The sequence below is a fragment of the Thalassospira xiamenensis M-5 = DSM 17429 genome (genome assembly GCF_000300235.2).
Lineage (GTDB): Bacteria > Pseudomonadota > Alphaproteobacteria > Rhodospirillales > Thalassospiraceae > Thalassospira > Thalassospira xiamenensis.
Map to the genome: position 1 here is coordinate 3359861 of NZ_CP004388.1, position 10816 is coordinate 3370676.

The 10816-nt window shown below is 54.9% G+C and carries 10 protein-coding genes; 2 read left to right on the plus strand and 8 right to left on the minus strand.

Annotated elements, in window-relative coordinates; translation table 11 throughout:
* Positions 1–108: 108 nt before the first annotated feature.
* Entirely contained in the window at positions 109–504 is a 396-nt protein-coding gene (locus TH3_RS15630; RefSeq protein ID WP_007089658.1) for a c-type cytochrome, read from the plus strand.
* Positions 505–579: 75 nt separating this feature from the next.
* Here TH3_RS15630 and TH3_RS15635 read toward each other — a convergent pair whose 3' ends face one another.
* The gene (locus TH3_RS15635; protein ID WP_007089659.1) at positions 580–1320 is read right to left on the minus strand and encodes a DUF6969 family protein; all 741 of its coding nucleotides are present in this window, start codon (positions 1318–1320) and stop codon (positions 580–582) included.
* A gap of 139 nt (positions 1321–1459) precedes the next feature.
* Positions 1460–2329 carry a formylglycine-generating enzyme family protein gene (locus TH3_RS15640; RefSeq protein WP_007089660.1) on the minus strand — a complete coding sequence of 290 codons (870 nt, stop codon included), beginning with the start codon at positions 2327–2329 and terminating at the stop codon, positions 1460–1462.
* Positions 2330–2665: 336 nt separating this feature from the next.
* On the opposite strand from TH3_RS15640, the gene TH3_RS22695 reads away from it, so the two are divergent.
* Positions 2666–2986, plus strand: a complete 321-nt coding sequence (locus TH3_RS22695; protein ID WP_076519627.1) for a hypothetical protein — start codon at positions 2666–2668, stop codon at positions 2984–2986.
* An 86-nt stretch (positions 2987–3072) separates the two neighbouring features.
* Here TH3_RS22695 and TH3_RS15650 read toward each other — a convergent pair whose 3' ends face one another.
* The 6 genes from TH3_RS15650 to TH3_RS15675 all read right to left on the minus strand — a co-directional run bounded on the left by TH3_RS15650 (position 3073) and on the right by TH3_RS15675 (position 10591).
* Positions 3073–3501 carry a universal stress protein gene (locus TH3_RS15650; RefSeq protein WP_007089662.1) on the minus strand — a complete coding sequence of 143 codons (429 nt, stop codon included), beginning with the start codon at positions 3499–3501 and terminating at the stop codon, positions 3073–3075.
* Positions 3502–3515: 14 nt separating this feature from the next.
* A complete protein-coding gene (locus tag TH3_RS15655) occupies positions 3516–6107 on the minus strand; it encodes a TRAP transporter permease (protein ID WP_007089663.1) in 2592 nt (863 codons plus the stop codon).
* A gap of 208 nt (positions 6108–6315) precedes the next feature.
* Positions 6316–7293 carry a TAXI family TRAP transporter solute-binding subunit gene (locus tag TH3_RS15660; RefSeq protein ID WP_007089664.1) on the minus strand — a complete coding sequence of 326 codons (978 nt, stop codon included), beginning with the start codon at positions 7291–7293 and terminating at the stop codon, positions 6316–6318.
* 207 nt (positions 7294–7500) lie between these two features.
* Entirely contained in the window at positions 7501–8331 is an 831-nt protein-coding gene (locus TH3_RS15665; RefSeq protein WP_007089665.1) for a beta-keto acid cleavage family enzyme, read from the minus strand.
* Positions 8331–9692 carry an aspartate aminotransferase family protein gene (locus TH3_RS15670; protein ID WP_007089666.1) on the minus strand — a complete coding sequence of 454 codons (1362 nt, stop codon included), beginning with the start codon at positions 9690–9692 and terminating at the stop codon, positions 8331–8333. The genes TH3_RS15665 and TH3_RS15670 overlap by 1 nt, the downstream gene beginning before the upstream one ends.
* Positions 9689–10591: a MurR/RpiR family transcriptional regulator gene (locus TH3_RS15675; RefSeq protein ID WP_007089667.1), complete on the minus strand. Its 903-nt coding sequence runs from the start codon at positions 10589–10591 to the stop codon at positions 9689–9691. The genes TH3_RS15670 and TH3_RS15675 overlap by 4 nt, the downstream gene beginning before the upstream one ends.
* Positions 10592–10816 lie beyond the last annotated feature (225 nt).

A 10816-nucleotide genomic window follows, 5' to 3' on the forward strand; every position in this document is an offset into this window, starting at 1 on the left:
GAAAAGCGAATTTTTGCTTCTGTTTATGTTTTTCGGTTCACTTGTGAACCAACCAACGACACAATGTAGTGGGAACCCTACCACCGCAGACCAAGAGAGGCCCGCAATATGAATTTGACCAAAACACTTACCATCGCCGCCACCCTGGCCGTACTCGGCATGGCACCGGCAATGGCTGGTGATGCCGAAAAAGGCGAAAAAGTTTTCAAGAAATGCGCTGCCTGCCACAGTGTGGAACCTGGCCAGAACAAGGTCGGACCATCGCTGGCGGGGGCCTTTGGTGCGCAATGTGGCCATGTCGCCGACTTTAAATACGGCAAAGGCTATCAGGCTGCTTGTGAAAAAGGTTTCACCATCGATGAAGCCTTCCTGGTTGACTATCTTCAGGATCCGTCAGCCAAGCTTAGCGAAATCTCGGGTTCGAAAGAACGCTCGAAGATGACCTTCAAGCTGAAAAAAGAAGACGAAATTGCCGATGTCATCGAATATCTGAAAGCGCACTAAGCCTTTCGATATCCGGTACCGGAATAAAAAACGGCCAGTGCTTCTGCATTGGCCGTTTTCATGTGTGCGAAGATATCACGCTGCGGCGCGTCGCCGACCAAGTTCCTCGGTGATCGCGCGGATTTGCTCCTCGACCCGAATATCGATGGTCGATGTAACTTCCAGTTCGCGATCTTCGTAAACATCGCGATCAGGATGCTTTTCACGCCATTCGTTGATTGTCATATCACGCAGGCGAATCAGCTGTTCGATTTGCGGCCGATACAGAAAGATCATCCCCGATATCCAGCGATTTACCGGCCAGGATGGTTGCGCATGATCAATGATGAAGTTTTCGAGCATATTGATCACGGTTTCGCCGTCATACCAGACTTCGCCGGTCACCCACCGGTTGGTGGTGAACAGACGCTGGGCAAAACCGTATTCATCCATCGATACCGCAATCAGGTGCGACAGCGCGTCATTTGGCCCTTCGGGATAGTCAAATCCCTCAATCGGTAACGGCTTTGACCCGGCCGGCATACCGCGCGGCCGCAGGAAGGTATGGAAATGTCCATGCTCGTTCCAACTGCGCTGTTCGTCTTTGGGATGGGCATGATAATAAAACTGGGCGTGCGAATTTCGGTCATACACATCCCCTTCGGGATAGTGCGTCCATTCATAAAAAGGCCCCGCCGTCTTGATCAGTTCACCGACAATATTATCGCCGGTCACCGTCAAGACCCGGTGGCATTCCATAACATCGCGTCCCGCAGTCAGCATCCGTTCAAGCCGTCCGGTCGGAAGCGATGTCCAGTCAATTGCAATTTCGGTCATTCCAACACCAGTAACCTTGCGATGAGAATCCTATCCGCAGCGGCAGAAATAACCCGTCCATGACCATGACGGCCAATTAATCCCGTTCAAGAATTAGTGATTCTGTCACAATGTGCAAGTCTGCTTCGAAAACAGGTCACTATTCATGCATCAACCGAAATCCGATAAGGATATGCTGCATATGTTCCGGCCTGCCATGGCGGGCGGCGGGGCGGCAAACACCGCATCCCCGATCATCCCAAGATCCGCCCTTAACAATACGGTATCCGGCTTGCAAACTGGTGGCCGTCCATTCAAACACCTGCCCCGCCCCGTCATACAGCCCATAAGGTCCGGGTTCGAACTGTCCCACCGGGACTGTATCAAACGGGCCGCGATCGGCACTGTTCAATTGCAGCGGATCATAAATATTGCCCCAGGGATAGAAAATGCCGTCCGCACCGCGAACCGCCTTCTCCCAATAGATTTCTTCGGGGATGCGCCACTTGATGCCGGTTTTCGAACTTAGCCAGGCGGCATAATCCTGGGCATCACGCCACGACACCAGAACAACCGGATGATTGCCCTTGCCACGCGGCGGTTCGCCATTCTGCCACGCAAAGGGACGGGTCGCGTCATATCCGTAAATCAGACCAAGACTTTCCCAGTCTTCCTCGCTGATATCGGGCGCCTCACGACCGGTATCCCGGACAAAGGCGGCATACTGATCATTGGTGACCGGCGTTTTCATGATGAAATAGTCGGGCAGATAAATGTGCCATTTATCGACTTCAACATCGTACCAGCGATTCCGGCGGCTGATGTCATGGCCATAGACCTGCTCATCAATCTGATAGGCATATTGCCGTTCAATCGCATCCGACCCCTGAAAGAACCAACCGGCCGGAATTTCCGCCACATCGGCATATGGTACATCTGCGGACTGCGCCCGCACAGAACCGGGCAACGACATCGCGGCCAAAACGGTCGCAAAAAGCCCGCCGATCATGTGACTCTGCTGTTTTTTCATTGTCTGTTCCGGTCTCCGTGATGGCTGTTCTCACGGTTTATTCAACCGTACGCCATGCTCCGCTCCCCGTATCCCTGATTTCTTAAATGCGTAAAATCTATCGGTTTTTCAATCGTTTTGATACCAAAGCATAAAAAATCAAACATGAATTGTTCGCGACTCATTCAACCGTTGGCATATTTTGACCGCTTCTTTCACACGGCTCTCTCACATAACAGTGAAACCATGTGACGTTCCGGGCGACCTGATTTGGCGCATATTGGCCTGCATCGGACGAAAAACATTCAAACGTCCCTAAGTCAGATCGAAATGAACGCTTAATCAGTGAGGCAATCAATGTCCAAAAAATCCAGCTTCTTCTCCCAGTCGGCCCTGATGCCCGCGATTGCCGTTGGTGCCGGCCTTGTCATGGCAGCCCCGATGGCAATGGCGGCCCCGCTTCCGACACCGACCGCCGAAGTCGCGACCTGCACAGCCAATCCTTGCGCGGCCAACCCCTGTGCCGCAACCCCCTGTGCCGCAAACCCGTGCGCGGCCAAAAAGGTCGTCAATCCCTGCAGCCCGTGCGCGGCCAACCCTTGTGCTGCAAATCCTTGCGCGGCGGCTAACCCCTGCGCTGCCAATCCGTGTGCGGCAAATCCCTGTGCTGCCAAATAACCGGGCCGATCCGTCGCCCTGACCATGCAAAAGGGGCAGTGCTTTTGGCGCTGCCCCTTTTTCGTGTCTGTCCGGAACGATAGCAATCAGTCGCGAACCACCATCACCGAACAATCGGCATGGCGAACAACCCGCGCGGCATTCGGCCCCAGAAGGTAATCCTTCAATTCCGGGCGGTGTGCCCCGATGACGATCAGATCGCAATTGGTCTTTTTCGCCATTTTCAGGATCACTTCATAGACCGTGCCCTGTCCCACGATATGCTGGACCTTAAGGTCGGACGGAATATGTTCGGAAACGAACTGGTGCAGTCTTTCGTTATAGGCATCAAGAACCTTTTTCTCGTAACCCTTCGGAAAGAACTGCCCGACCATCGACATCCCGACCGTGGGAACCACGGTCAGGACATGAAGGCGCGCATTGAATGCCTGGGCTTGCTTGATTGCGACCGGAATGGCTTTTTTCCAGGATAGATCGTGATCAAGATCCACTGTAACCAGAATATCCTTATACATGGACTTGGCCCTCCTTAGGCCGCTTCGGCACGACGGCGACGGCGTTGCAATACGATGATCCCGCCCAGCAGAACAAATGCCGGGATAAAGAACACCTCTTTGGGCATGCGGTCGGCTTCGATCTTGATCGCGGTGATTTCAAAGTCGAAATCAAGTCCCGCTTTCTCGGCCGGACCACCAAATACCAGATCATCGATAAAGACCTTGCCGTCTTCGTTGCGAACCGCAATGCCCGCATTGTAAAGACGATCTTCACCCGATGCTTCCGGCCCCAATGGCAACATCACCGATTTGCTGACTTCGTCGCCTTCAAGACTGATGCCCTCGACATCCAGAAGAATGCTGGTATTGGCGGGCATATCGGCCGCCTTTTCAACAATCTCGGTCGCGGGCAGGTTTTCATAGGGCGGTTCCAGCAGATCAAGCCAGAAACCCGGACGGAACAGGGTAAAGGCAATCAGCAGAAGTGCCGCACTTTCCCACAGTTTAGAGCGGGTGAAGAAATACCCCATCGTCGCTGCGGCAAAGACCAGCATCGCAACAATCGCGACAAAGATCACCATCACCACTTCAAACGGATGATCAAGCCCGATCAGCAGAAGCTGCGTGTTGAACAGGAACAGGAACGGCAGAACGGCGGTACGCATGCTGTAAAAGAACGCGACAAAGCCGGTCTTCATCGGGTCGGCCCCTGAAACCGCAGCCGCGGCAAAGGATGCCAGACCAACCGGTGGTGTCACATCGGCCATAATGCCGAAATAGAACACGAACAGATGCACCGCAATCAACGGCACGATCAGGCCGTTCGCAGCCCCCAGTTCAACAATCACCGGTGCCATCAGGCTCGACACCACGATATAGTTCGCCGTGGTCGGAAGCCCCATGCCAAGGATCAGGCTGATGATCGCGGTAAAGATCAGGATCAGCATCAGATTGCCGCCCGAAATCAGTTCCACGAATTCGACCATCACCTGACCGATCCCGGTCAGCGACACCGTACCCACGATGATACCGGCCGCCGCGGTCGCAACCCCGATCCCGATCATGTTGCGCGCCCCGGTGGCAAAACCGTCAATCACATCGGCAATGCCATCCTTGATGCTGGCCATATAGTCCGGCTGCTTGCGGAAGAACGCCTTGACCGGGCGCTGGGTCAGCATGATGAACAGCATCAGAACCGTCGCCCAGAAGGCCGACAATCCGGGTGATTTCAACTCGATCATCAGGAACCAGACCAGAACCACGACCGGCAACAGATAATGCAGGCCGGACTTGGCAGTTTCGCCCAGTGCCGGAAGCTCCAGCACCGGCTTGTTGGGATCATCCAGTTCAAGATCGGGATATTTCGCCGCATAATACAGACCGGCAAAATAGATCGCGGCACATTCGACCGCGACAATCCAGCCCACCGCGTTACCGAATATCTGTTTCTGGAAATTGATCGCGTAGTAAATCACACCCGCAAGAATAACCAGCGACAACACGAACAGAAGCGAACGCATCAGCACTTGCTGCACGGTCGATGTCTGACGTTTCGGCAGGCCCTTCATATTGGCCTTAAGCGCCTCAAGATGGACGATATAGATCAGCGCGATATAGGAAATCGTCGCCGGCAGGAAGGCATGCTTGATGACTTCCGGGTAAGGAATGCCGACATATTCCACCATCAAAAAGGCCGCAGCCCCCATGACCGGCGGCATGATCTGCCCGTTGACCGACGATGCGACTTCGACCGCACCGGCCTTCTCGCCCGAGAAACCGACACGCTTCATAAGCGGGATGGTAAAGGTCCCGGTCGTTACCACGTTGGCAATCGAGGAGCCTGAAATCAACCCGGTCATTGCCGATGCCAGAACGGCAGCCTTTGCCGGACCGCCACGCATGTGACCAAGGGCGGCAAACGCCACCTTGATGAAATAGTTGCCAGCCCCGGCTTTATCGAGCAACGAGCCAAACAGCACAAACAGGAACACGAAGCTGGTCGAAACGCCAAGCGCAATCCCGAACACGCCTTCGGTGGTGATCCACTGATGCGACATCGCCTTGGAGAAGCTTGCACCCGCCCATTGCAGGACATCGGGCACCCACGGCGCATTGCCAAAGAACACATAGGCAAGGAACACCATCGCCACGATCATAAGGGGCGGACCAAGTGCGCGGCGCGTTGCTTCAAGCAACAGCACCAGACCGGCACCGGCCACCACAAGATCCTGCGTGATCGGCAAGCCCGGACGCGATGACAGCTCGCGGTAGAAAATAAAGATATAAAGAGCACAGAATGCCCCGGCAGCCGCCAGGACCCAGTCAAAAACCGGAATATAACTTCGCGGTGAATTCTTGAAAGCCGGATAGGCCAGAAACGCCAGGAACACGGCAAAAGCCAGATGGATCGACCGTGCTTCGGTCGAATTGAAAACCCCAAAACTGACAATATAGGGCAGTGGCGATGCCAGCCACAGCTGGAACAGCGACCAGGCCACGGCAACATACAGCAAAATTATTGCCGTCATGCCGGTCGGCTGGCGCGCGCCTGTATCATTTTCCGCGATCAGATCCTGAAGATCCTGGTCCGATGGACCCTGTGTCGCGCTTTTATCGTCGGTCATTGCAAACTCCCGGTCTGAACGCGGTTTCTGTTTCGGGCGGCCCAAACCGATAGCCCAGAAACAAAAAACCTCCGTCGACACTTACCCGGTCGCCCACGGAGCATATCGGCACATCATTGTGCGCCATTTTGATCAAATTTTTTAAAATGCCCGCAGGACGGAAGAAAACAAAACGGGAGGCACGGCGTGCCCCCCGTTTCAACCTGACTTACATCAGGCCAGCTTCTTTGAAGTATTTGACAGCGCCGTCATGCAGCGGTGCCGAAAGGCCGTCTTTGACCATTTCTTCTTTTTTGAGGATCGCAAAAGCCGGGTGCAGCTTTTTGAAGTCCTCGAAGTTTTCAAAGACTGCTTTGACAACATTGTAAACGACGTCCGCATCGGTTGCGGTCGAGGACACGAAGGTCGCGCCGACACCGAAGGTCTGAACGTCGTCCGGGTTACCGCGATACATGCCGCCCGGAATGGTGGCAACACGGTAATACGGGTTATCGGCAACCAGTTTGTCGATTTCCGGACCGGCAACTTCGACCAGAACAGAATCACAGGAAGATACAGCTTCCTGAATCGAACCGGACGGATGACCAACGACATAAAGCATCGCATCGATCTTGTTATCGCAAAGCGCCTGCGACTGTTCAGCCGGCTTCAGTTCGGATGCCAGTGCGAAATCGTCAAGCGTCCAGCCCTTGGCGTTCATCACGATTTCCATGGTGTCGCGGCTACCCGAACCCGGGTTACCGATATTGACACGTTTGCCTTTAAGGTCATCAAAGGTTTTGATGCCGGAATCAGCGCGGGCAACAATGGTGAACGGCTCCGGATGGATCGAGAAGACGGCACGCAGTTCCGGGAACGGGCCGACGTCTTTGAATGCTTTTTCACCATTCAGGGCATAGTACTGAACGTCAGACTGAGCAACGCCAAGATCCAGCTCGCCCGAACGAATGGTGTTGATGTTGTAGGACGAACCACCAGTGGACTCGACCGAGCAACGAATGCCATGCTCTTTACGGTCTTTGTTCACCAGACGGCAGATTGCACCACCGGTCGGATAGTAAACGCCCGTCACGCCACCGGTACCGATGGTGATAAAACGGTTTTCCTGTGCCGATGCCTGTCCGGCGAACAGCGACGCACCTGCCAAGGTGGCAATGGCACCCGCTACAGCAATAAGTTTCTTCATCAGGATTAGCTCCCTATTACACCCTGTTATAAAGTTTTCAACCACACCGCGAAGATGTGGCGGAAAAACATGGAAACATCAGATAAATCAGATGTTTCAGCGAGAGGATTATAATGACGAGCCCCAAGAATTGAAACCCTATAACCCCGAAACCCCCTGATACTTTTATGTCAGGTAACCAGTCTGTTTTCATTGGCGCGCCAAAGTTCACCACTGCGGTTGCATGATTTTTCGCGCCTGATCGCCGGTCGCAACAGTCCGACCCATAAGATACGCGCCTTCGCGCGCCTGAACGATCAAAGCAGCATTGTCGACCGCACCCGAACGGTCAACCAAAAGATGATTATTTTCAAAACCAATGCGCGCATGGCCACCCAATCCGGCCGCCGTCAACGCACAGGCATTTTCATGTACCCCGAAGGCGCACATCATCCATTCCGATACAAATGGCGACGCATCCAGATACGGCAAAAGGTCTTTGGGATCGGATACCTGCCCCGTGGTGTAACGGCCCAGAACATAAAGCACCGGCAGCTTTTCCCCCGGAATGACACCATCACGCACAAGCTGGTTGAACCGGATCACGTCTTCTGGCGCATAAAGGATGAATTGCGGCAGGATATCCGCCTCGCGCATGAAGGCAAAGAAATCGCGCAGTTCATCAAGATCGGCATTTTCCGGCGCAATTTCGCGCACTGCAATCGATACCGCCTCGGGCACAAGTTCGCGGATCATCGCCATCTGATCCTGCGCGCCATACATGCCGACCGCCTCGCTCGTGACCTGAAGCAGCATGTCATCACCAACACTTGCGCGCACCTCGGTCAGCATTTCACGATACCGGCCCACATCAATGCTGTGCTTCTGGTCATCATCACGCACATGCAGATGCATCATTGCCGCCCCGGCGGCCTTGCATTTGGCGGCTTCCTTGGCCAGTTCGGCCGGGGTTATCGGAATATTAGGCAGATCGGCCTTGGTTTTGCGCGCCCCATTGGGGGCCGATGCGATCAGAAACGGGGTTTCACCATAAGACATTACAAAAGCCCCTCGGCGGCAAACACGTCATTCATCGCCAATTCAAACAGATCAACGATCCTTGCGACATCATCCCCGGTCACGATAAAGGGCGGCGCAAACAGCACATGATCGCCGCGCACGCCATCAATCGTGCCGCCCATCGGATAGGCCATCAACCCGCGGGCAAAGGCCGCCTTCTTGATCTTGGCGTTGATCTTGCGCGCCGGATCAAACGGGTCTTTGGTTTCGCGATCCGCGACCAGCTCAAGCCCCCGGAACAATCCCCGACCGCGAATATCCCCCACAAACGGATGTTGCCCGAACCGTTCGCGCAATCCATCGGCCAGCAATTCGCCCTGCCTGACGACATTGGCCAGAAGGTCGCGTTCGCGAATGGTTCGCTGGGTTGCAAGGGCCGCGGCACAGGCGGTTGCATGCCCCTGATAGGTATGACCGTGCTGAAAGAAACCCGATCCATTGGCAATCGCGTCATCGATTTTCTTCGACACCAGGATCGCACCAATCGGCTGATATCCGGCACCCAGCCCCTTGGCGATGGTTTGCAAATCACCCGAAATGCCTTCCTGTTCAATCGCATGCAGGGTGCCGGTGCGGCCCATCCCGCACATGACCTCGTCAAGGATCAGCAGCACACCATACTGATCGCAAATCTCGCGGATGCGTTTGAAATATCCCGGCACCGGGGCCAAGGCACCCGATGTTGCGCCGACAACCGGCTCGGCGACAAAGGCGGCAACGCTGTCGGCCCCCAGTTCAAGGATCGCGGTTTCAAGTTCGTTGGCGACCCGCAAACCATATACCTCGTCGCTTTCGCCCGGCATCTGGTCACGATACGGATAACAGGGCGCGATATGGTTTGCCGTAATCAGCAGCGGTTCGAACTGCTTGCGACGCCACATATTCCCGCCAACCGAAAGCGCGCCCAGCGTATTGCCATGATAGGACTGGCGGCGCGCAATCACGTATTTCCGGTCGGGCTGCCCGATCTCAAGGAAATATTGCCGCGCCATTTTAAGCGCCGCCTCGGTCGCCTCCGACCCGCCCGAAACGAAATATGCCTTGGCAATGCCTTCGGGGGCATGGGTTACAAGGTCCTCGGCCAGTTCTTCCATCGCATCGGTGGAAAAGAAACCCGAATGGGCATAGGCAATCTGATCAATCTGGGCATGCATGGCCGCACGCACCAACGGGTCGGAATGCCCAAGGCATGAAACTGCGGCACCTCCGCTGGCATCCAGATAACTTTTGCCATTCTGATCAAAGATATAAACACCTTCGCCCCGCACCGCACGCGGCGGGATCGCAAGACTGTTGCGATGAAGGACATAGGTTTCGGGCTTGCTGTGGGGCTGATTCATGATCGGGAATTCCGGGTGGGGGCGGCTTCTTCATGATAGGTATCGAAAGCCGCAAGTTGTTCTTCCGCAACGGCAATCCGTTGCAGTACCTTTTGACCGCCGCGCGCAACCAGAAGGGCGACAAGCGCCTGCATGACCGAAACGCTGGTGGTAAAGCTTTGGAAAAAGGATGGGGAACTGTCTGATACGACCAGCTTTGCAACCGCATCGACCGCAATCGGCGCAACGTCCGAATCACAAACCGCAATCACCGGACAATGCTGTTTGCGGGCAAACGCGACCGCGCGCACCGTATCGCGAATATAGGGCCGTGCCCCGACGGCAATCAGAACGTCCCGCGGGCCAATCCCGCGCAACTGGTCCCCGAATGCCCCTGCATGCCCGTCAACCAGAACACCATTTTCGTTAAACAGCCGATAGGCATAGGCAAACTGATACGCCGCCGGATAGGCCGCACCACGCCCGACGACAAAAACCTGACGGGCGCGCGCAATATGTTCACACGCATCCTTCATGCGTTCGCACATTTCCGGTGCGAATGCCTGACCGATATTGGCAATCTCGGTCTGCGCGATGCTTTGCAGCAGATGTGCATCGCGATGGATATCGGCATCGCTGTTTTGCAACGCGCGCGCCCGGTGTGCGTAACTTGCCGGCAGGTCAAGCAACCGGTTCTGGTAACTGTCGCGAAACTGCTGCCAGGTATCGACACCGATGGCCGCCATCAGGCGGGTAACCGTACTGGGTGGCACATTGGCCGCCCGTGCAAGGGCGCGCATCGAACGCAGGGCCACATCATTGGGATGATCAAGGATATGGCGCGCCGCCTTTTGCATTTGCGGGCTCAGCGTCGCATAATCGGAAATCAGCTTTTCGCGCAAATCGGTGTAAACACCCATTTTCCCGGGTTCCTGTGATCAATTGATCGGAAAACTACGCCACAGCGCCACCGGATTTGCAACGAATGTTTCAATTGTATGACTTAATGAAACGTTTGTTTCGCAAAATGTTTCATGGCCGCAGTACCCCTTAAGGCTGCAATTGGTAAAAACCATGGACTTATAAGAAAAAGATGTAACAATACCAAATTCGCGGCAGGAACGTTTACGTTTCATATAAAGATA